At 44.4% G+C, this 23,313-nt stretch carries 16 protein-coding genes and 1 other annotated feature; of the genes, 3 read left to right on the top strand and 13 right to left on the bottom strand.

Annotated features, from left to right (window positions below):
- Nucleotides 1-130 precede the first annotated feature (130 nt).
- The 9 genes from DVB69_RS06725 to ilvD all read right to left on the bottom strand — a co-directional run bounded on the left by DVB69_RS06725 (nt 131) and on the right by ilvD (nt 11,648).
- Entirely contained in the window at nt 131-1,303 is a 1,173-nt protein-coding gene (locus DVB69_RS06725; RefSeq protein ID WP_116017846.1) for a pyridoxal-phosphate-dependent aminotransferase family protein, read from the bottom strand.
- A gap of 90 nt (nt 1,304-1,393) precedes the next feature.
- A complete protein-coding gene (leuD, locus tag DVB69_RS06720; protein ID WP_116017844.1) occupies nt 1,394-1,984 on the bottom strand; it encodes a 3-isopropylmalate dehydratase small subunit in 591 nt (196 codons plus the stop codon).
- A gap of 15 nt (nt 1,985-1,999) precedes the next feature.
- A complete protein-coding gene (leuC, locus tag DVB69_RS06715; protein ID WP_116017842.1) occupies nt 2,000-3,409 on the bottom strand; it encodes a 3-isopropylmalate dehydratase large subunit in 1,410 nt (469 codons plus the stop codon).
- Nucleotides 3,410-3,462: 53 nt separating this feature from the next.
- Nucleotides 3,463-4,563, bottom strand: a complete 1,101-nt coding sequence (leuB, locus tag DVB69_RS06710; RefSeq protein WP_116017840.1) for a 3-isopropylmalate dehydrogenase — start codon at nt 4,561-4,563, stop codon at nt 3,463-3,465.
- Nucleotides 4,564-4,584: 21 nt separating this feature from the next.
- Nucleotides 4,585-6,141, bottom strand: a complete 1,557-nt coding sequence (locus tag DVB69_RS06705) for a 2-isopropylmalate synthase (protein WP_116017838.1) — start codon at nt 6,139-6,141, stop codon at nt 4,585-4,587.
- Nucleotides 6,128-7,159, bottom strand: coding sequence for a ketol-acid reductoisomerase (gene ilvC / locus DVB69_RS06700; protein ID WP_116017836.1), 1,032 nt, complete (start codon nt 7,157-7,159; stop codon nt 6,128-6,130). Before ilvC ends, DVB69_RS06705 begins: the two co-directional genes overlap by 14 nt.
- Nucleotides 7,160-7,379: 220 nt before the next feature.
- Complete coding sequence (gene ilvN, locus DVB69_RS06695; protein ID WP_116017834.1) at nt 7,380-7,895, bottom strand: acetolactate synthase small subunit; 516 nt, start codon at nt 7,893-7,895, stop codon at nt 7,380-7,382.
- Complete coding sequence (gene ilvB / locus DVB69_RS06690; protein ID WP_116017832.1) at nt 7,892-9,640, bottom strand: acetolactate synthase large subunit; 1,749 nt, start codon at nt 9,638-9,640, stop codon at nt 7,892-7,894. Before ilvB ends, ilvN begins: the two co-directional genes overlap by 4 nt.
- A gap of 102 nt (nt 9,641-9,742) precedes the next feature.
- Nucleotides 9,743-9,977 (bottom strand) — a binding site (T-box leader).
- 3 nt (nt 9,978-9,980) lie between these two features.
- Nucleotides 9,981-11,648, bottom strand: coding sequence for a dihydroxy-acid dehydratase (gene ilvD / locus DVB69_RS06685; RefSeq protein ID WP_116017830.1), 1,668 nt, complete (start codon nt 11,646-11,648; stop codon nt 9,981-9,983).
- A 500-nt stretch (nt 11,649-12,148) separates the two neighbouring features.
- On the opposite strand from ilvD, the gene sda reads away from it, so the two are divergent.
- The gene (sda, locus tag DVB69_RS06680; RefSeq protein ID WP_370452927.1) at nt 12,149-12,286 is read left to right on the top strand and encodes a sporulation histidine kinase inhibitor Sda; all 138 of its coding nucleotides are present in this window, start codon (nt 12,149-12,151) and stop codon (nt 12,284-12,286) included.
- Nucleotides 12,287-12,518: 232 nt separating this feature from the next.
- Here sda and DVB69_RS06675 read toward each other — a convergent pair whose 3' ends face one another.
- Entirely contained in the window at nt 12,519-14,198 is a 1,680-nt protein-coding gene (locus DVB69_RS06675) for a methyl-accepting chemotaxis protein (RefSeq protein ID WP_255415303.1), read from the bottom strand.
- 222 nt (nt 14,199-14,420) lie between these two features.
- The gene (locus DVB69_RS06670; protein WP_116017826.1) at nt 14,421-16,796 is read right to left on the bottom strand and encodes a bifunctional 2',3'-cyclic-nucleotide 2'-phosphodiesterase/3'-nucleotidase; all 2,376 of its coding nucleotides are present in this window, start codon (nt 16,794-16,796) and stop codon (nt 14,421-14,423) included.
- Nucleotides 16,797-17,004: 208 nt separating this feature from the next.
- Here DVB69_RS06670 and DVB69_RS17790 point away from each other — a divergent pair, with 208 nt between their 5' ends.
- Both DVB69_RS17790 and DVB69_RS06665 read left to right on the top strand, forming a co-directional pair.
- Nucleotides 17,005-17,814: an acyl-CoA dehydrogenase family protein gene (locus DVB69_RS17790; protein WP_233505346.1), complete on the top strand. Its 810-nt coding sequence runs from the start codon at nt 17,005-17,007 to the stop codon at nt 17,812-17,814.
- The gene (locus DVB69_RS06665; RefSeq protein WP_233505348.1) at nt 17,732-18,064 is read left to right on the top strand and encodes an acyl-CoA dehydrogenase family protein; all 333 of its coding nucleotides are present in this window, start codon (nt 17,732-17,734) and stop codon (nt 18,062-18,064) included. Before DVB69_RS17790 ends, DVB69_RS06665 begins: the two co-directional genes overlap by 83 nt.
- An 817-nt stretch (nt 18,065-18,881) precedes the next feature.
- Here DVB69_RS06665 and DVB69_RS06660 read toward each other — a convergent pair.
- Nucleotides 18,882-22,472, bottom strand: coding sequence for a lamin tail domain-containing protein (locus DVB69_RS06660; protein WP_116017822.1), 3,591 nt, complete (start codon nt 22,470-22,472; stop codon nt 18,882-18,884).
- A 248-nt stretch (nt 22,473-22,720) separates the two neighbouring features.
- Complete coding sequence (locus DVB69_RS06655) at nt 22,721-23,272, bottom strand: DUF488 domain-containing protein (RefSeq protein WP_116017820.1); 552 nt, start codon at nt 23,270-23,272, stop codon at nt 22,721-22,723.
- Nucleotides 23,273-23,313: the final 41 nt, after the last annotated feature.

Raw genomic sequence — 23,313 nt, 5'->3', positions numbered from 1 at the left:
CCACCTCATTCATAGTAATCACAAATTCTTTAATCTAGAAAAACGATACAACGAAAAACGCATTGGAATCCAATGCGTTTTTCGTTATGTTTTTCATATGAAAATTTTTACATAATACAAAGAATTCTACTCATTTCACAGACAACGAACCCAACGTTTCTTGTAACACTGCCACTGCCTCTTCAACTACCACTTCACGCCCGCAATTTTGCAACGCTTCACCGATCTTTCGAATAGCGGTTTCCAGCATTTCTGGAGTTGTGTTGCCCATATGGCCGATTCTGAACGCTTTCCCTGCAAGATGTGCAAGTGCGCCTGATAAAACCACACCTTCTTTAGCTAACTCCGCACGGAATGCGGCATCGTCTACACCTTCTGGATAGTAGATACAGCTAAGAGTTGGTGCAGCGTCTTTCTCTTCAGCTAGCGGCACCATCCCATAAACTCGTAATGCAGAACGAACCGCACGTCCATAAGCATTGTGTCGAACGTAACGTTCTTCAAGTCCTTCTTCTTCGACAATACGCAACCCTTCTTCAAGCGCGTAGATCATATTGACAGGCGGTGTTGCGAAATATTTGGATGGATCGTGCATGACAGGAATCCAGTTATGGATGTCACAATAGTAGGCAGATACAGATTCCATTTCGTTTCTCGCTTTCAATGCAGCTTGACTGAAAGCAACTATGCCAACGCCTGGAGGCACACCAATCGCTTTTTGCGAACCCGTTAGGACAATGTCGATTGCTGTATCTGGACCTGCATAATTGTGTTGCATATCTTCCGGCATTGCTGTTGTTGCACATACTCCGTCAACAATAGCCAAAGCTCCGTGCTGTTTAATGAGCGGGATTAATTCATCTAAGTTTGCTTGAACGCCCGTTGATGTATCAGCATGCGTCACAGTTACTGCTTTATATTGGTTTTTCTCAAAATGTTCTTTGACATGCTTTAAATCGACTTGTTTGCCCCACTCTGCCTGCAGCAGATCAATTTGGATTCCAAATGCTTGTCCAAGTTTAATGAATCGATCTCCAAAATACCCGTGACTGATGATCAAGAGCTTTTCCCCAGGGGCAATCGTATTAACGAGCGCCATTTCCATAGCAAGTGTTCCAGATCCTGCGACGATAAATACTTCCCCATCGGTATTCAAAATTCGTTTAGTGCGTTCAATTGTTTTCTTAAAACGACTTACAAATCGCGGGTCTGTGTGTGCGCGTGTTTCTTCTCCTAATGCGTCGTAAATTGAATCGACGACAGGCGTTGGCCCAGGTATAAGTAGCAAATCTTCGTTTCTCAATCAAATTCCCCCAATAATCAGATTGTTGTACATACAAAAATTCGACATCGTTCATGTAATTTCCTTTATTACGAAAAAAAGCCCGTTATCTCAACGGGCCATGCGTTCTTCATATGCCGTGATTTTGTCTTCATACTGGAATGTAAGCGAGATTTCGTCCCAGCCATTCAGCAACATCTGACGTGAATACGGATCGATATCAAATGACAGGATATCTTCCGTGTCTATACGAGTGACAGTCTGATGCTCTAAGTTCACGGTAAGTTCAATCGGAGTTTTTTGGCCATCTGCGAGTAATGAATTGATTTCACTTTGAGCAAGCCGAATCGGTAAGATACCGTTTTTGAAACAGTTATTATAGAAGATATCCGCAAATCCTGGTGCGATAACTACTCGGAACCCATAGTCCAGGATGGCCCACGGTGCGTGTTCCCGGGAAGAGCCGCAGCCGAAGTTTTCATCCGCTACTAAAATTTGTGAGCTCTCAAATCTAGCATCATTTAAAATGAATTCAGTATTTGCATTGCCTTCGCTATCAAACCGCCAATGATAAAACAAATACTTTCCAAATCCTGTACGCTCAATTCGCTTTAAAAACTCTTTGGATATGATCTGGTCCGTGTCGACGTTTTTCCGGTCTAACGGGGTCATGAGACTTGTGACAACATTAATCGGTTCCATAGAATGCTCCTCCCTTCAGTCCTGTAGCACAGGTACTTTCCGTATATCCGTAAATCGACCTGCAATTGCTGCCGCTGCTGCCATCGCTGGACTGACAAGATGCGTTCGTGCGCCTGTACCTTGGCGTCCTTCGAAGTTTCGATTCGATGTGGACGCACAACGTTCGCCCGCAGGAACGACGTCATCATTCATTGCAAGACACATACTGCATCCTGACTCACGCCATTCAAATCCGGCCGCTATAAATACTTCGTCAAGCCCTTCTTGTTCTGCAAGTCGCTTAACAGAACGTGATCCCGGGACGACAATCGCCGTTACAGTCGGATGGACGTGTTGACCTTCAACAATAGCTGCAGCTGCCCGTAAGTCACTTAGACGAGCATTCGTACATGATCCGATAAAGACATGCTGGATGGAAATATCGGATAGTGGCATGCCCTCTTCCAATCCCATATAAGCGATCGCTTTTTTCAACGCTTCTTTGTCAGATGATGATGCATAATCGGATGAATACGGTACGTGACCACTAATTCCTGTTCCCATCGCAGGGTTCGTTCCCCACGTTACAAATGGTTCAATGTCAGCTGCATCGAGATTCAACGTTGTGTCATAGGCCGCACCTTCATCTGTCGCTAGTGCCAACCATTCTGCTGCAGCAGTTTCAAATGCTGCTCCTTCAGGAACATGACGACGGCCTCTTAAATACTCAACGGTCGTTTCATCCGGGCTGATCAATCCTGCTTTCGCTCCTGCTTCGATCGACATATTACAAATCGTCATTCGCTCTTCCATTGAAAGGTTGCGAATGGCTTCACCCGTAAATTCGATAATATGTCCGGTTCCTACATCGATACCGAACTTTGCAATGACAGCGAGGATCACGTCTTTTGCAGTGACTCCTGCACCTAATTCGCCAGAAATTTTCACTTCCATCGTCTTAGGTCTCCGCTGCCAAAGTGTTTGAGTCGATAATACGTGCTCCACTTCACTCGTACCGATTCCGAATGCGATTGCACCAAACGCCCCATGTGTGGATGTGTGGCTATCTCCGCAAACAATGGTGCGTCCAGGCTGAGTAAGCCCTAGTTCAGGTCCGATAATGTGGACAATCCCTTGGTCTGGATGCGTCATATGCGCAAGCTCAATCCCAAATTCTTCACAGTTCTTTTCGAGTGTCGTCATTTGTTTTTGAGCGGTCGGATCACTTACTGTTTCAATATTACGTGTAGGTACATTATGGTCCATCGTCGCATAACAGCGTTCCGGTCGTCGCACTTGCCGTCCCGCAAGCCGTAATCCTTCAAACGCTTGCGGAGATGTCACTTCATGGAGGAGATGGAGGTCGATGTAGAGCAAGTCCGGTTTCCCTTCTTCTTCTGTCACGACATGTCGATCCCAAACCTTTTCAATAATTGTTTTTACCATTTCCAATTCCCCTTTCCATGAGTGGCAGCATGCAAAACGCCGCGGTTGTTTAGTTATACGTATGAACACATGATACTGTTTGAAACAGACTGGATATCTACTTCTTCAGCAACGCGTGCTGCCCATTGCTCTGTTGACAATTGACGGTCACCTGGTCCTGCGAGATCTGCGGTACAATGACCTTCTTCATAAATCGTCTGAACGGCTTGCTCGATTGCAGCAGCTTCTTCTTCCATTCCGAATGATTGACGTAACATCATGGCAGCGGACAAAATTGTCGCAGCAGGATTCGCAATTCCTTTTCCTGCTACGTCTGGCGCAGACCCATGGACCGGTTCATATAGTCCAAAACCATCTGTCCGGACACTAGCTGAAGGCAATAGCCCAAGAGATCCAGTAATGACTGACGCTTCATCACTCAAAATATCTCCGAACATGTTCTCTGTCACAATTACGTCGAATGCTGCTGGGTTTGTAATCAATTTCATGGCAGCGGAATCGACGAGTTGGTGTTCGACTTCAATGTCAGGATAGCCAGCACGGACTTCTTCCACTACTTCACGCCATAGACGGCTAGATTGAAGTACGTTAGCTTTATCTACTGATGTTACTTTTCCGCGTCGCATTCGTGCAAGGTCAAAGGCAGATCGTACAATTCGTTCGATTTCCACTCGCGTGTAAACGAGTGTATCGACAGCAGCATCATGTGTTTTCCGGCTTGGTTCACCGAAATACAGTCCCCCTGTCAGTTCACGAACAATGACTAAATCCACGTCTTTCACAAGATCCTCTTTCAAAGGAGAACGATGGAGAATAGCTGGTACCGCCTTTACGGGACGAATATTTGCAAACAGCCCGAAATGTTTACGGATGGCAAGCAAGCCTTTTTCCGGACGAGTTTCAGCAGGGTTTTGATCCCACTTCGGACCACCGACTGCGCCGAGTAACACAGCATCACTCTTTTCACAAAGTGCAATTGTTTCATCTGGAAGCGGTGTGCCAAAAGCATCTACTGCAGCCCCGCCGATAGAACCATAGACAAATTCGAACGAATGATGAAATCTTCTAGCAACTACTTCAAGCACCTTCACTGCAGAACTGATTACTTCTGGACCAATCCCGTCACCGGGTAATACTGCGATACGTTTTTCCATCGTTGTCTCCTCCTTGTAGGATTAATTTACAGTTTCAACTGCAAGTTCTTTTTGAGTTTCCAATGACTGTCGCACTAGTTGTCGATTAATCGCATTCAAGTAGGCTTTCGCAGATGCTTCCAAAACGTCTTGAGCAATCCCTCTACCTGTTAACTGCTTTCCATTGAAGTTCAAATTCACAACCGCCTGACCGAGTGCATCTCGCCCTTTACCAATAGAAGAAACTTGGTAATCGAGAATGTGCACATCGCCTTTGACAAGCAATTCCAATGTGTTGAAAATCGCTTCAACTGATCCCGCTCCTGTAGTTGCAACACTGACCGTTTTTCCTTCAGGAGTGGAGCTCGTAACAGTCGCAGTCGGTACGTTATTCGTTCCATACTGCACTTGGATATTTTCCAAGTCATAAATTGGCGTTTCCGTTTTTTCAAGTTGTTGTCTAGTAAAGAGGACGAAAAGATCATCTTCCGTAATCTCTTTCTTTTTATCTGCTAACTCCTTGAACTCTACAAACACTTCATTTAACTGATCGTCACTTAAAGTGAAGCCCATTGTGATGGCCCGATCTTTAAATGCTGCGCGACCTGAGTGTTTTCCAAGAGCAAGCGGCTCTTTCGTCGCACCAATAAGTTCGGGTGTAATAATTTCGTAGGTCTCTGGATTTTTCAACATGCCATCTTGATGAATGCCAGATTCATGCGCGAATGCGTTTTTGCCAACAACCGCTTTATTCGGTTGAATCATAACACCCGTCAATCGGCTAACGAGTTCGCTCGTTCTTTTGATTTCATTAAGACGAATGCCCGTCTCCAGGTTGTAGAAGTCATTTCGAATATGAAGTGCCACTGCAATTTCTTCCAGCGCTGCATTACCTGCACGTTCACCAATGCCGTTGATAGTACCTTCCACTTGGTCTGCACCATTTTCAATTGCAGCGATAGAATTCGCGACTGCCATCCCTAAGTCGTTATGACAATGCGCAGAAAGTTTAACGCGATCAATCCCGCGGACGTTCTCTTTCAAGAAGCGAAAGAGTGCTCCGTATTCTTGTGGTGACGCATATCCAACGGTATCAGGAATGTTTACTGTTGTTGCCCCTGCTGCGATGACTTCGTTCAAAATTCGGACGAGAAATGCTGGATCTGAACGGAACGCATCTTCAGCAGACCATTGCACAAGTGGGAATTTGGAGCGGGCATATTTGACCGCTTCCACTGCTATATCGACGACCTGATCTGGTGTCTTTTTTAATTTATATTCCATATGAATGGGTGAAGTTGCGAGGAACACGTGTAAGTGAGGCTGTTCTGCGCCTTTTAACGCATCCCATGAAGTATCGATATCACTCTTTACAGCACGGGCTAAGCCCGTCACTGTAGAGTTTCTTACTGTTGTTGCAATGCGCTCGACTGCTTCGAAGTCGCCGGGGGACGAAGCGGGAAAGCCCGCTTCAATCACCGTTGCGCCAAGACGTTCAAGCTGGCGTGCGATTTCAAGCTTTTCCGCTGTATTTAAGTTAATGCCTGCTGACTGTTCGCCATCCCTCAGTGTCGTATCGAAAAAGTCAATTCGTCGCACCAGCCGTCACCTCTTCCTCTTTTTTCAATCCTTTAGCAACAAATGGCATCATCGCGCGTAGTTTTTCACCGACTTCTTCAAGTTGGTGTCCAGCTTCTTCTTTTTCAATTCGGTTGAAGTTTGGACGGCCATCTTCGTTTTCCTGGATCCATTCTTTTGCAAACTTCCCTGACTGGATATCCTCCAAGATCGACTTCATGCGAGCTTTCGTATCTGCATCGATGACGCGTGGTCCTGAAACGAAATCGCCCCATTCTGCTGTATCTGAAACTGAGTAACGCATGCCTGCCATTCCGCCTTCATACATCAAGTCAACGATGAGTTTCGTTTCATGGAGCGTTTCAAAATACGCAAGTTCCGGCTGGTAACCAGCTTCAACTAGAGTTTCGAATCCTGCTTTGATAAGTGCTGTCAATCCACCACAGAGTACCGCTTGCTCACCGAATAAGTCGGTTACTGTTTCTTCTTCGAATGATGTTTCAAGAACCCCACCTCGTGCAGATCCAATTCCTTTTGAATACGCAAGAGCAGTTTCACGAGCCGTACCTGATGCATCCTGATATATTCCGAACAGTGCTGGTACGCCTGCACCTGCTTCAAATGTCCGTCGTACGAGATGTCCTGGACCTTTAGGTGCGACTAGGAATACATCAACTTCTGCAGGTGGTTTGATTTGGCCGAAGTGGATGTTGAATCCGTGTGCGAATGCGAGTGCCTTTCCTGCTTTCAGTGCAGGTGCGATTTCTTCTTCGTATACTTTCTTTTGGCGTTCATCTGGAAGCAATACCATGATCACGTCCGCTTGTTCTGCAGCTTCAGCAACTGTAGCTACTTCAAGACCATCTTCTTTTGCCTTGTCGAATGACTTCCCTGGACGAATTCCAACAACAACGTCAAATCCTGAGTCTTTCAAGTTTTGTGCGTGTGCGTGACCTTGTGAACCATAGCCGATTACCGCGATTTTCTTGCCGTCCAATACTTTCTCGTTGATGTCCTGGTTATAATACATGTTTGTCATAATGAATTCCTCCTAGGGTTTGTGGGTTTTATATTTATAAATCAAACTTTTGACGGTGTTGATTTACGCTACAGACGGACACTTTCCGCGGGCTCGATCTCAGCCGCTTCCCTCGCTTTGCTCAGTCCAGGGTCTTCGGTCTTCGCTGATTCCGCAGGAGTCGCCGTCTTTCGCTTCAATCAACGGAGATTCTTGGTATCAAAAGTGTCCTCTAAACAAATCATTTTAGAATCGATAACAATGGAGAGGGAGCTTTTTGGACTTCTCGCACGAATGCTGCCGTACCTGTTCGTGTGAGCTCCTTGATGCCATATGGCTTGAGCAAGGCAATGAATGCGTCGATTTTTTCCGGATCCCCCGTCACTTGATACGTCACGATGTTCTTTCCAGAATCGACGACTGTCGCCCGGAACGGTTCGACCAGGCTGTTCATCTCTCCCCTGGCATGCGGCGGCGACGTCACTTTCACTAACGCCAACTCCCTCAGCACAATCGACTTGTCAGTAATATCATTTACTTTGATAACGTCAATTTGCTTTTGCAACTGTTTCACGAGTTGCTCGATTTTCTGCTCATCCTCCACATGGACGATAAACGTCATCTTTGACATACCCGATTGCTCCGAGTGACCAACCGTAATACTTTCGATGTTGAATTGCCGCTTCATCATCAATCCAGTGACTCGGTTCAGCACGCCGCTTTGGTTAATAACGGTTACTGTAATGACTCGCTTCATGGCGCACTCACTCCAATCATTTCTTGAATTCCTTTCCCCGGTGCAACCATCGGATAGACGTTTTCCATACGTTTTACTCGACAGTCTATCAAAACGGGTTCATCGGATAACAATGCTTCCGTAAATACCGTTTCTGCTTCTGACGCATTTCTAATTCGATAGCCTTTTAAATCATAAGCCTCTGCCAGTTTCACAAAATCTGGTTGGATCGGAATTAATGACTGTGAATACCGTTCTTCGAAAAACGTTTGCTGCCACTGACGTACCATTCCGAGTGCTTCGTTGTTCAAAATTACGACTTTCACTGGAATTCGTAGTTCTTGCAGCAGTGATAATTCCTGTGCGGTCATTTGGAAACCACCGTCACCAACAACTGCAATGACACGTGCATCCGGTTTTGCGAGTTGTGCTCCGATCGCTGCTGGGAATCCGAAGCCCATTGTCCCAAGACCTCCCGAAGTTACCCAGCGATCTGCATGATTCAGTCCATAATACTGAGCAGTCCACATTTGATGCTGTCCGACATCTGTCGTCACAATTGCATCTCCCTCTGTAATCTTGTGGATTAACTCAAGCGCTTGTTGCGGAAGAAGATGCTCCGGGTCCTCCACATACCAAAGTGGGAAATTCTCAGTCAGACTCTCTAGTTTCGTTAACCAAACTTCGGTGTCTGGCTTACAGGCTGGATGCTTTAATAATGCAAGGAGCGCTTCTTTTGCATCCGCTACAATTGGTATTGCAGTAGGTACGTTTTTCCCAATTTCCGCCGGGTCGATATCGATATGAACAACCGTAGCATTTTGTGCAAAGCGTTTTAGATTACCTGTTAATCGGTCGTCAAACCTTGCGCCGATATTAATGAGTACATCGCATTCGCTGATTGCCATGTTCGAGGTGTACGTTCCGTGCATCCCAGCCATTCCTAGGAAGAGCTCGTGATCCCCTGAAATACTGCCTAACCCTAGAAGTGTATTGGCAACTGGAATCTGATTCACTTCAGCAAATTCTTTCAATTGTTCTGTCGCTTTTGCGTGTAACACACCAGCTCCTGCCAAAATCACAGGTTGCTTTGCTTGCTTGAGTAATTCGATTGTTTTTTGAATTTGCAGATAATTAGGATGAACAGTAGGCTGATAACCTGGTAAATACAGTTCAGTTGGAGCTTCTGGTACATTTTCTGCAGAAGCTGTGGCGATGTCTTTCGGAATATCCACGACGACGGGTCCTGGTCTGCCAGTGGAGGCTATATGAAAGGCCTCTTTAATGATGCGTGGCAGATCTTCCACACGACTAACTTGATAGTTATGCTTCGTGATGGGTTGCGTAATACCTATGATATCCGCTTCCTGGAAAGCATCTGTTCCGATGACGCTACTAGCGACTTGGCCTGTGAATACAACGAGTGGAATAGAATCCATCATGGCATCTGTAATACCTGTGACAAGGTTGGTTGCGCCTGGACCCGAAGTTGCAATCACGACGCCTGGGTTACCAGAAACTCGTGCATACCCTTCTGCAGCATGAATTGCCCCTTGCTCGTGACGGGCTAAAATGTGTTGGATAGGATTTTGATACAGTGCATCGTAAATTGGGAGTACGGCACCGCCTGGATAACCAAAAATGATTTCAACTTGTTGTTCTTTCAAGGACCGGATCAGTACATCCGCTCCATTGGCTGGCCGCGTTGGAGCCGCATCGTTCTCCCTCACTTCAGGTGCCGTATTTAACTTCAATTCCGTACTCATTTGCATCTCTCCTTGTCATCATCGATCTCTATATGGCGTTATCGGGAATCCGATTTAACTCAAAAATAAAAAGCCTTTTCTCCCCGCGCAAAAAATTATTGCGCAAGGGATGAAAAAGCTTTCATGGTACCACCCTTGTTTACGGTAACGTTCACCGCCTCATGGACGCGATTGAATCGCATCCTTTATCATAACGGGCACAACTGCCCGAAACAGCTTACTTAGTTCAGCTGTTCACTCCGAGGCGATATCGCGTTGGCTGCATTACCGGTTTTCAGCACCACCGGCTCTCTGGGAACGCAGGATCCAAACACTTTTACCTCATCATCGAGTTCATCTATTAAATTTTCATAACTCCACCTGTACTGGCGGATGTCACTAATTTAGAATAACGGGCAAGATACCCTTTTTTGATTTTCGGTTCAAATGGTTTCAATTGGCTTTTACGTTTTGCAAGTTCTTCTACATCGACTTCCAATTCAATTGTCCGATTGGTTAAGTCGATTGCAATGATATCCCCGTTTTCCACAAGGGCGATTGGACCGCCTTCAGCTGCTTCCGGAGAAATGTGTCCGATGGAAATGCCTCGTGACGCACCTGAGAATCGACCATCCGTGATGAGCGCGACTTTTGTTCCAAGTCCACGACCTGCAATTGCTGCAGTCGGTGCAAGCATTTCAGGCATTCCAGGTCCGCCCTTTGGACCTTCGTAACGAATGACTACAACGTGGCCAGCTTGCACAGTACCATCGTCAATACCCTCTTGAGCTGCTTCCTGAGATTCAAAGACAATGGCCTCACCTCTGAATTCTTTAATAGAAGGATCAACCGCTCCAACTTTGATGACACCGCCGTCAGGTGCAATATTTCCAAATAGAACGGAAAGACCTCCAACTGGACTATACGCATTTTCTTTATGACGGATTACTTGATCATTTTTAATTGGCCGGTCTTTGACATTCTCATAGAGTGACTTTCCGGTGATGGTCATCCGATCTGGATGAACCGCACCTTCAATCTCGCAAAGCTCTTTTATAATGGCGCTGACGCCACCTGCCAGATGGACGTCGTGCATTGTATAATCGGACGCCGGACTGATTTTTGATAAATATGGAATCCGTTTTGCGACTTCATTAATATCACGGACATCGTACTCGATTTCAGCTTCGTGTGCGATTGCGAGTGTATGAAGGACCGTGTTTGTAGATCCGCCCATTGCCATATCGAGTGCGAACGCATCGTCAATCGTTTCTTTTGTAATGATGTCTCTTGGTTTGATGTCTTCTTTCACCATTCTCACGAGATGCTGTGCCGCCTCTTTAATGAGCCGATGACGTTCATCCGAAGTTGCGATGATTGTGCCGTTATCCGGCACGGTAACACCAAGCATTTCCATAAGTGAGTTCATCGAATTAGCCGTAAACATTCCTGAACAGCTACCGCATGTTGGACACGCGCTTTGTTCGATGTCGAGCAGCTCTTCAGCTGTCATAGTTCCCTGTTTGTAAGAACCGACTCCTTCAAACACAGATACGAGGGATAATGGCTTCCCGTCAGCTGAAGTCCCACCTTCCATTGGACCTCCTGAAACGAATACGGAAGGTACATTCGTACGAACTGCCGCCATCAGCATACCTGGTGTGATTTTGTCACAATTCGGAATGTAGAACACACCGTCAAACCAGTGTGCGTTAATGACTGTTTCAGCAGAATCGGCAATGAGTTCACGACTTGGCAATGAATACCGCATGCCGATATGTCCCATCGCAATTCCATCGTCGACACCGATTGTGTTGAACTCGAACGGGATACCGCCTGCTTCACGAATCGCTTCTTTCACGACTTCCGCAAATTTGTTTAAGTGCATATGACCGGGAATGATATCAATGTATGAGTTACATACTCCAATGAATGGTTTCTCCATATCTCTCGACCGGACGCCTGTCGCATATAGCAGACTTCGATGTGGTGCACGATCGACACCTTTCTTTATCATGTCACTTCTCAATGAAACTCACTCCTCACAATGGCACCAACGGGTGGACAATAATTTCAACAGCCAGGTAATTCAAACAACCTTTCGCTGAAGTAGATTGTTGTTATCATATAGCGAAAGAAATAAAGAGTCAACCATGTTTTTGAAATAATTTTTCAATTTAGAATATACAGTGATAATGTATACGCTTACATTGCTTTATCTAAGCGATATATTGCACATCGCAGTTTTTTCAATAAAAATTTTTAAAAGTTTTAATATGTTCTTTCAAGAAACCAGAAAACCTTTCGACAAAATTCGCACAGTCCACAAGTGTGTATAACCTTTTCCACGTTATACACCGATTGGAATAGACCTGCTGGCTATTATTAACAGCTTGTCCACACTTTATCCACTAAAGAATGTGGATAACCGAACGGTTGTTCTTTATTTAGTTATCTGATAAGTTAGAAGCAAGCCGCTTTCCTCGTACTTGAGGAAATTGAATAAAAACAACGCAGGAAGAAGGTGTCGTGTTTGTGAACAGGCTCCCCGATGATCTGCTCATCCTATCGTATGTAAAAGCTCTGGAACTAGAACTAAGTTCTGAGTTTATTCACTTACTGAAGTGTGAAGTGAATAAGCGTAGCTTACTTTGTTTCATTCATTAACATGTCGCAATAGCCAAACCATTCAAGGAAAGCGGCGTAATCCTAGTTCCTCCACCTAACGAAAAAGCAACTGTCCGAATGAAGACAGCTGCTTTTTCGTGTCCGGGATCAGGAACACCGGATTAGTGTGAAGGTTTTTTCTTTAATTAAACTCGTTTTTCTCTCGAATCTCATAAAAAAAGTCCTTGAGTCAGTTTGATCTGACTGGGCAAAAGGACTTTTACTTTCTGGATTATACTCTAAACTGTTGAATCATTTCTTGTAGATCCACCGCTTTGTTGCTCAAATCTTGTGCTACTGCATTGATTTCCTCAATTGTTGCCATCTGTTCCTCCATGGCCACTGCGTTCTGTGCCGTTTGTGCAGAAGCGCTTCTAGCTTGACCTGCTATTTCATTCACAGAGGATGATACTTCTTCAGCACTTGCAGAAATCTGTTCAGTTGCTGTGGAGATTTCTGCAATCTGATTAGACATGATTTGAACGGCTTTCACGATCTCCAGGAACGTACGGCCTGCGTCTTCAACGACTCGGATACCATGTTCTACATTCCCCATACTTTCCGAGACCGATTGTTCCACGTTTTTCGTATCCATCTGAATCGCCATCGTTAACTCAACAATCTGACTCGCGGACTTCTTCGATTCCTCTGCCAGTTTGCGAACTTCATCTGCAACGACTGCGAACCCTTTCCCATGCTCCCCAGCGCGAGCTGCTTCGATTGCAGCATTAAGTGCCAGCAAGTTGGTTTGCTCTGTAATTCCAGTGATGACATTCGTAATATTTTCAATCTCTTCAGATTGGTGGCTCAACCGTTGGATTAGCTCAGATGTCTGAGTGGATGATTGATAAATAATATCCATTTGTTCTTTCGCTGTTTCAATAGTTTGACCGCTCTCTGTAGCGATATGCATCGTTTTTTCAGCACTGTCGTTAAGTTGAGTTGCAGATTCAGCAATACGTTGCACGCCTACAGCTGTTTCTTCCATTGCAATTGAACTTTCTCCTGCAGCAGAAGCAGATAATTGTGTACCTTGAGCAACAGAGTCTATCGACTTCGCCATTTCTTCAGAGGTTTGGGAGACTTCATACGTGCTCGCAGATAATTCTTCTGCGGATGCCGTTAGATGCAGAGCGTTATCATTCACCCCACCAATAAGTGTTCGTAGGCTTTGCTTCATTTCATTAAACGAATTCGCAAGATCATTCAGTTCATCCTTTGATTTCAGATGAATATCCTCATCAGACAAGTTTCCAGATGCTACAACTGATACTGCTTTCGAAAGCAAAGTCACGGGTCTAGAAATACTGCGGGTAATGATTGTAGCGATAATAGCAGATAAGACTAAAGCAATGAGGCTGGCTCCAAGTAAACCTAGTTTTGCATTTTTAGCTGTCTTGAGAGCATTTTTATTCCCTATACCTAATTGTGTGTTTTGATAATTGATCATTTCAGTTAATGTTTCTCGAAGTCCATCATTTATAGGACGCATTTCAGTATCCATTAGATGAATCGCGCCTTCTAAATCGTCTTCTTTTGTCATTTTAATAATATCTTGAGAAATCGCATAAAACTTCGTATTCAACTCTTTAGTTTCACTCAATGATTTTTTCATTCCATCAGAACTAGCTAGTTGCTGCATGCTTGAAATGGATTTATTGATTTTTTCATAGTGCTCATCGAATTTATCTAAATCACTTTGTCGTCCTTGCATTAAATACTCACGAATGTACACACCTTGCAGACCACTTTCAGTCTGGATGTCTTTTGCCAGCACAGTTTGAGATACACGATTCTCTAACAAAAAGTTATATTCATTTTCTATTTTTGCAATTTGACTAAAACTGTAGAATGATGAAAGTAAAATTACAATTAATAACAAACCAAACCCACCATACAACTTCTTCCCCATAGACACTAAGCATCTCTCATTTCTATATAGTAGTAAAAGCTTTCACTTTAATTTCGGCTCAATAATTCGATTGTTTATATTTAAAGTACTTGGTGAACAAATTAATTTTGATTTATAAATTATATTAAGATAATATAGTATCATGTCTGTTTCAGAACTCTTATTATTAGCTAACAAATCAAAAAAAAGAGACGCAGCGAGTGCGTCTCCAGTAACTTACCCTTATTTCAATTCATACTTCGCATACCCATCTTTTGTTGGTCCAACATACTTAATACGACTATCATCACCAATATGCTGCTTCCCTTTTTCAGATGTTTCGAAGATCATGTTTGTTCCACTCACGGATTGAATGGACCAGTTGCCATCTGCAGAAGGATCGATTGGATCTACTGCTTTCATGTAGTCGACTATCGCTTCACGGTTTTCATATTGGTACGAAATTGTATCTGTCGCGTTACGCACCCCTGGGAAATCCCCGCTTGCACGATAGTTGTTCGTCACTACAATGAACTTCTGCTTTGGATCAATAGGCTTGCCGTCAAACATCAAGTTTTTCACTCGGTTTGCATTGGCATTCACTACTTTTCCATCACCATCATACTTGTTTGGTTGAGTCACGTCATATTCGTACTCAACCCCATCAATCACATCGAACAAATATGATCTGTAATTTTCGTTCAATACATTTTGTTCACCAGACTTCGATGGATCAATTTGATTGAACTGTCCGCCTGACATTTCAAGCCATTCCTTCACATTGGCTCCTGTCATGACAAGTCCTGTAATGGTGTTGTCGAATACATAAAGGTCAGCCATATTTTTAATAGCAATATCGCCTGCTGGGATATCTGTATAGTAATCAGATCCATAACGGCCACCCGCTTTAAACGGTGCGCCTACAGACAGAATAGGCAAGTCTGCATACTCTGTACCCGGAGTCTGACTTGCAACATAACGCTTCTGTGCTTCTGTAACAATTTGAATCGATGGATCGTCTTTCACAAGTGCGAAATAACTTGTGATCGGTGCTGTTGTTTTAGAAACCGGAGTGCGGATGTAATTAAGTGTTCCTTCGTGTGCTTCCTTAACAGCCTTCATCACATCTTGATTTATTTCTTCTGAATCTTTGTGGACTGCACGGAGTGAGCCTTTTCCAGATAGGACTTTCCACTTGCCGTTTTCCATTTTCAATTCATAATCGAGCAAGCCTAGGTGACTGCCGAACTTACCTGGCATAACGACAGGAGTTCCGTTTAACGTACCAGCCTCTTGGTCTGCATTTTTCGTGTCTGCAAAGTCCCCAGGGAACAATGCGTGGTTGTGTCCAGTTAGAACTCCATCAACTCCGTCAATTTCAGAAATTTGCCATGTAATATCGTCTTCGCCTTGCTCATGAACTTCATCACCGATTCCTGAGTGAGCAATTACGAATACAACATCAGCGCCTTCTTTTTGAACTTGAGGCAAGAACTTCTTAACTGTATCTGAGCCATCTTCTACAGTCACTTTTCCATCAAGAATTGCGCCATCCCAGCGAAGAATTCCTGGGGCTACAACTCCGATAACACCAACTTTCAGTGTATGTTTTGCGCCTTTAGAATCTGTTACTTCTTTATCCATTACAATGTAGGGATTGTATCGGTTTTTTCCTGTTTTCGCATCGTATACGTTTGCGTTAATGACAGGGAAACCGGACTCATCGATTACTTGGTCTAGATATTCCAGACCGTAGTTAAACTCGTGGTTACCTAGAGACATCACATCATAGTCAAGTGCTTGCATAGCTGCAAACGCAGGGTGTACTTCACCCTTTTTCAACGGATCTACACTCACTTTATATGTACCGAGTGGAGTCCCTTGGATTAAATCTCCATTGTCGAACATAAGTGTGTTTTCTGATTCAGCTCGAGCTTCATCAACCAATACACCTACTTTAGTTAGTCCGTAGTCTTCAACCTTCGTATCCTGGTAGTAATCATAGTTCACCAGATTCATGTGAAGATCAGTTGTCCCCATTACACGAAGGGATACTGTCGCTTCATCAGTCCCTGGCGTTTGACCTGGGTATTGTTGACTAATTTTTACTAAACGATTTACAATTGCGCGCATTTCATTTTTCATCACTGCTTGTTGCGGTTTTGCTGTGTGGTCTGAATATCCTTTCATCAGACCTAAACCGATGCTTTTCACCATTTCTGGACGCAACGAAGCACCGAAGTCTCGCTTGTCCTTAAAACGGTCAAGGAGGGTCATCGGATAAGATTTATCTGTCTTTGCAGCACGTGCTGATATAACAAACGCCTGTTCACGAGTGAGTGAACCGTTTGTGTCAAACTTTGTTGCAGAACGTCCGTGAACCAACCCTGCTTTCACTGCGGCTTCCACATAAGGGGCCAACTGTTTGTCGACATCTGTAAATTTGAGCGTTGAACCATCGCTCGTAGGTAAATTAAGTGCTTGTACAACTTGTTGGACGAATTCTCCTCTAGTTGCTTCATTTGACTTAGCAGCGCTTGCTCCTTGAGGTATAATTAAACTACCAAGGGTCAGCAAAACGACAAGAAAACTGAAGCCGATTCTTTTAAACAATGACATTAACATCTCCCTTTCAACCTTTAGTTTTCATACAACTCAAACATACCACAGTTGTCTGATAGTTCCAATGTCTTTTGCTACTAATTTTAAATCTTTGTAACCCTTTACATCCCTGTCGTATAGGGAATAGAAGTGATAGAACAGACAGCTTGTTGATAGCGCTTCCACTCTTCTTTTTTACAGACTATTTTTAGAAAGGATGATTGTTATGTTATCTGAAGATCTTTCAAAAATTATTCGCACTGCTTCGCCAGAAATTGAGCAGAGAGGCACATTGCCTGAAGGCTTATTGCAAGTTGCTTATGAAGAACAGTTATTCAAACTATTTTTGCCGAAAGAGTTAGGGGGTCGAGCACTCTCATTACCCGAAGCTGCTCGTGTTTTCCAGGACACTTCTTTTGAAGACGGTTCATTTGGCTGGTTAACGACAATCGGGTCAGGAGGAAATTTATTTCTAGAAAACATGACTAAGACGCAAGCAAAAGAACTGTATTCTCCAGTAAATGCTGTCATTGCAGGTAGCGGATATGCGACTGGTGTAGCGCATGCGTATCAAGACGGTTATCACGTTACGGGTGAGTGGCGCTATTGTAGTGGCGCCCCGTATGCATCCATGTTTACTGCAAATACTATTATTTGGCGCGATGGCCAAGAAACAGAGGAAATGCGCGCGTGTATATTCATGCCAGACCAAGTTGAAGTCATAGAAGACTGGAATGCATTTGGACTGAAAGGAACAGGAAGTCATACGATCCGGGTAAAAGGTGCATTTGTACCACACGACCGGACTTTTTCAATCGTAGAAACCCAGAACACACTCGGTCTACCTGTTCATTCGTTTCCATTCGTTTCCATTCGTTCAATTTTCACAAGTCTCATTTGCCGCTGTTTGTCTAGGACTAGGTGCACGATTTTTAGAAGAAGCCTATTCGTTCATAGAACACGCAAAGTCCCGCTGGAATGCAGAAAAGATTGCTGGAACAGTGCGGTTACTGCAGGAACAACAAACACGTTTTAACGATGCTGAACAACTCTTTCATACTGCCATCGACCGTCGTTGGGACATGCACCTGAATGGTAGGCTTGACGATCATGAACTTGATCAGCTTTCGGCTGTATGCATGGAAAGCTCAAATATCGCAACGGATTGTGCGGTCCAGTTGTTCCGCCGACTAGGCATGCAGGCTGTGTTGGAAACTTCTCCTGTAAATCGTGCGTTTCGCGATTTGTGGACAGCGGGTCAGCATGGATTTTTGTCTCATTCTTAAAAATTAGTTATCTGCAGCCTTATTATTATTGAGGGGCTGCTTTTTTGTGTTGAATTGTGTCTCTTTATCGAGAAACTTCGCTAAGTGTCGGACAAACTACTCGATGTGATCGAGAATGTACCATAAGTGTCCGACAATCAACCTAATCTGTGGGACAACTTGCGCGCCACGTTCATCATGGGATAGCCCCTCCCTAAACAAGCGCAGCGCCGCCAATTAATCCCTTTACGCGTTTGAATTATGTCCCTTTATCGAGAAACTTCGCTATGTGTCGGAGAAATCGTGCTAAGTGTCGGACAAACTACTCGATGTGATCGAGAATGTACCATAAGTGTCCGACAATCAACCTGCTCTGTCGGACAACTTGCGCGCCACGTTCATCATGGGATAGCCCCTCCCTAAACAAGCGCAGCGCCGCCAATTAATCCCTTTCCGCACTTGAATTGTGTCCCGTTATCGAGAAACTTCGCCATGTGTCGGAGAAATCGCGCTAAGTGTCGGACAAACTACTAGATGTGATCGAGAATTCACCATAAGTGTCCGACAATCAACCTGCTCTGTTGGACAACTTGGTAGCCACGTTCATCATGGGATAGCCCCTCCCTAAACAAGCGCAGCGCTACCAATTAATCCCTTTCCGCACTTAAATTGTGCCCCGTTATCGAGAAATTTCGCTATGTGTCGGACAAACTACTAGATGTGATCGAGAATTCACCATAAATGTCCGACAATCAACCCAATCTGTCGGACCCCCCATCTGATCGACAATGCAAAAAAGGACGATACCCGCAGGTATCGTCCTATCCTTAAAAACTATTCAGCTTGCTAATCCAGACCACGGCCATTGGATGCCGGGCTTTGTAAGTTTACGACCAAAGCGGTCATAGAACTCCACGTTTGCAGCACTTGCACCGTTCACATAACTAATCTTCAAAACGTTTTCAGCTCCATAAATACGCAGCGGATTCGTTCCGTCGACAACGACATTGCCTTGAACCGTCCACTTCGTATCAACAGTTAAGCCTTTTTCAGTCGGTTTCAAAATAAGTTTATTATTCGCAAAGCCTAGTCCGCTTAATATTGCATACTGACCCGTCAACGTAATTCCATTCGTTACGCGAGAACGATAATCCATCGTAATCGAAGATCCTTTTGCATCGACTGTCAAACTTGGCTTTTTGTAATTCAATAACAAGTAATACTTACTAACCGGCACCTTTTCCCACTCAAATGGGTCAGGCTCGCTCTTTGTCTTCAACGCTAGCTGTACGAGTACTGGATCATGATCGCTCGCGCGGCCCGCCATATCCGTATAATCTGCGTTCACATGTAGCATATCAATTTCTGCAGCTTCTGCTAAATTGTTCGACACAAGTACATGATCAAGCACTTGAGAATTCCCTTGATACACATATGAATAGCGATCCGATTCTTCAACTTTATTCACAAGATTCGTCATCAATTCACCTTCGTGGATCTTAAGCGCATCTGTAAATTGAAAGTCATTAAAATCGCCAAGCGATACAATATTTGCATCCGGGTTTTTCGTCTTCACATCATCGATGAAGTTATACACAAGTTGTGCAATTTTTTTACGCTGGATTTCACTCTTATACACAGGTGGCTGGACTGAACCAAATAATGGTGTGTCTCCACCTTTAGAATTCCAGTGATTTGCAATGAGGATGACATCCTCACCCTGGAACGTGAACTCTGCTGCCAGGGGCTTTCGACTGCTAGTGAACGCTTCATTTGTAGGTTCGATTCGCCCTGGATTGACCGTCAAACTACCATTCTCATACCCGACAGCTGTGACTGCATCCCCATGAGGTGCCCCTGTTTTCAATGAAACACGCTCGGGATTGTACAGGAAGCCAACTCGGATATTAGCATCCGGCTGTCCACCATCTTGGTTATTTACGGGGTCAATGTTGACATACTTATACTTCACGCCGCCTGCTTCTACAATCGCCTGTATTAGACGCTCGTAACTTTGATTAGCCTCAGGACCACCCGCATCTGGACCGTTATTGTCTTGAACTTCAGTAACACCCACAATATCTGGGCTTTGCATATCCACAGCGAAAGCACGAGCCAACTTCTTCGCTTTATCAGCAGAAGTCGTTTTTGTATTGTTCGAGAAGTTTTCCAAGTTGTACGAAGCAATTGCTAACTTTTCGTTATCCTTCACAATTGTTGTCGTTTCAGGAACTGCCTTCCCTTTTACAAACTTCGCTTTCATGTCATCGAGTCCAACGTAAATCTTGTAGTTTTGATAGGAGTAACCAACAACTCCAACAGTAGGCCCTTTGAACATATCACCTGTGGCCACTTCAAAATCGCGTGCTGGACCGTTTGGTTCCATACGAAATTGTACAAGATCTGCATTTGGAGCATCTTTCTTCAACAAGATTCCGCCATTTTTCGTTTCTGTCTTACGAGTTTCTAACACAGTTGCCAGATCCCCGTTCTGCTGAGGTGCGACAGCTTTCACATTCCCCACTTCAACGAGCATTGCTTCACGGCTCTCCCAGAAATCGCCTGCATATTTCGCTGGATTGAATTCTTTTAGACCTTCGCTAAGAATTTTATCTTTTGGCAAGTTCGTTTCATTAATAACGAACGGTGTAGGAAGTTCAACATTACGATCCACAACGGATACAACGCCGCCGCGGTCTTCCCGAACGTTGATTTGCGTCGTTTTCAAATCCGTCTCTTGACGGTCAGAGAATCCATCAATCGCGTACTCACTCACTTGTCCCGTTACGGAAACCAAATCACCTTTCTTCAAGTTCCACGCATCACGTCCGCTATATAAGACGACTGCTTCAGATGTATTCAAATCACCATCTCGTTTGTTATCCGGTGTTTGAATGTGATAATACGTTGAACCTTGCAGTTCGTATTTGTACGTCACAATCCCTTGAACGCCGTCTACAACTTGTCCTGCAAATGGCGACTCATGACCGGCTCCTTGAATGTCATGGATTTGCAGTGCATCCGTTATGGTATAGTCAAACGTTTGAACAGCACTTGTCCGTCCATCTTCCGTTTTTGCAACTGCTTTCAACTGGACGTTATCAGTGACTTTCAGCGGCGTTGCATACGTTGCGCCATTCTCGATTGGGTCTGTCCCATCGAGTGTATATAAAATTTCTGCGTCCACTGTTCCAGTCGTCAATGTCACGTTCGCACTCTCAACAAACGTCCCGCTTCCTGGATTTGCAACAACAGGTTGCACGACTGTGGCATCCGCAATAACATCTGATGGACCGCGCGGAATTACTTGATAGACATCATCAAATTGCTGAACAATCCCTGTGATGGAGTCATATGTCATGCCTGCTTGCAAACCAAGGCTATCATTTTCATCCCGAACCGTGAATTCAGTTCCATCTGTGGCAATGAAGTTAGCCCATCCTGGACCTGCTTCTTTGTCAGAAAGCGTTACATTATTCACTGTGACCAGTTGGGATTCAATCTCTTCGCCAATTGCTTCTCCAGTTACTGTTTTCGCAATAGGCTTAGTTCCCGCGACCTTCTCAACAACTGCCGCTTCGTCCAATTGTAATAACCCTCGATAGTCGACAAGCTTCCCAGTCACCGTCACTTCATCCCCGACAGAAACTGCTAAACTCGTTGGACGAACTGCGATTCCTCCAGTTTCATCTTGAATTGAAATTGTGTTTTTAAGTGTTGCAGCGACAATCCCTTTCACTGTCGCTTTATCCCCAGCTGGCAATGCACGTGCATCTTTAATGGACACAACGTCTACTGGTACTTCAGGCTCTTCCGGGTCCGTAGAACCAGACCCATCCAACTCGTGGGTCCCTAGATGAGAAAACGTATCTTTCGGATAAACCGTCCACTCTTTCGTCCGATCAAATGCATCATCCACAACCGCATCGCCTTTTGTGACATTCGCGTTTCGAACGAGCGTTACATCAGTCCCCCAATTTTCTCGAGCACCGACTTGTCCAAATGAGTCGATTGCAGCATTCCCTTTTTTCAATACGATGGCATCATCGCCATTGAAGTTTGTGACGCTTCCGATTTCCATATTGGCTTTGGCTTTAAGTTCGACTGATGCTTGGTTATGCACAATGACGTACGTTTTTCCCTCTTCAAGTGTTCCTGACAGCTCTAGTTTGTTCGTCGGCACAACTGCTCCGTTTGCATAGAGCTCAACAGAATATCCACTCAAATCAATGGTAGCCCCTGTCCCGTTGTACAGTTCAATTGCTTTGTTGAATCCGGTGCCTTCCACATACTCGGAAATCAGTAAGTCGGCTGCTTTTACAACTGTTGCTTCTGCTGCATAAGCTGGAGCTACTGGTGCAACTAGCCCTGCTACAAGTGTTGTAGCCATCAATGAGTTTAACCATTTCTTCCCCGTTCGACCGTGCATTGCCTCACACTCCTCGTTGGAATGAATTCGCTCAACAGAAGAATCTAACCATCTATTGGTAGAATTCTAATTTCAATCTAAGCGTACCACTCCCTTATACATACGACTATGCGTCTTTATAGTAATATTAAAAGAATTCAGGCAAGACCTCAGTTCTATTTTTAGAAATTTCAGTGTGGTTATTAAGACACAGAAAAAACAGCCTCTTATTAAGACTGTTAGACTGAAGGGCTGTTTACATGTGGTAGTTAGTCTAATTTCGGATATACAACAGTTTGATCTTCCTCAACAATCGGCATCGCTCCCCATTTTCCTAGTTCATGGGGAGCCAATTCCCCTGTACCATCGCTTTTCGGAACAATGTGAGTGACATCCCAATCATGGATGGTGAGCCAGTTGCTAATGATCAATCGATGACAACGCGCAGGGTGCCGTTCTGAGCAGCAATACGCTGTACGTTTTTCAGAAGCGACTTCAGTCAACCTCTTCACACCATCTTGAAAACAATTCGATAACGTATAATCCGCGTAGTTATGAAAGGACTGATTTTGCCAGCCATCATTCAACAAGGGAGAGACGAGTTGTGAGGACTGTCGTCTGCCGCCAAGTTCTTCAATATGCTCATAGTCGATCCCTGATTCAGGTAACCATTCGGCCATTTTTTCTTTGGCGAACCATGGGAATTTACGGCTTCCTGGGAAAGCTCGTATATCAACGAGTTTTTCAATCCCCTCTTGTTTCAGGAGACCAATGAATTCTTCTTTGGTGTGCGAATAGTGTCCGATCGTATAAATGTTCATACGTTTCATCCTTTATAAGTGTTTGTTATTCAAGTACCTTT

The organism is Sporosarcina sp. BI001-red (genome assembly GCF_003384035.1).
Taxonomy (GTDB): domain Bacteria; phylum Bacillota; class Bacilli; order Bacillales_A; family Planococcaceae; genus Sporosarcina.
This window is presented reverse-complemented; position numbering and strand designations above follow the sequence as displayed.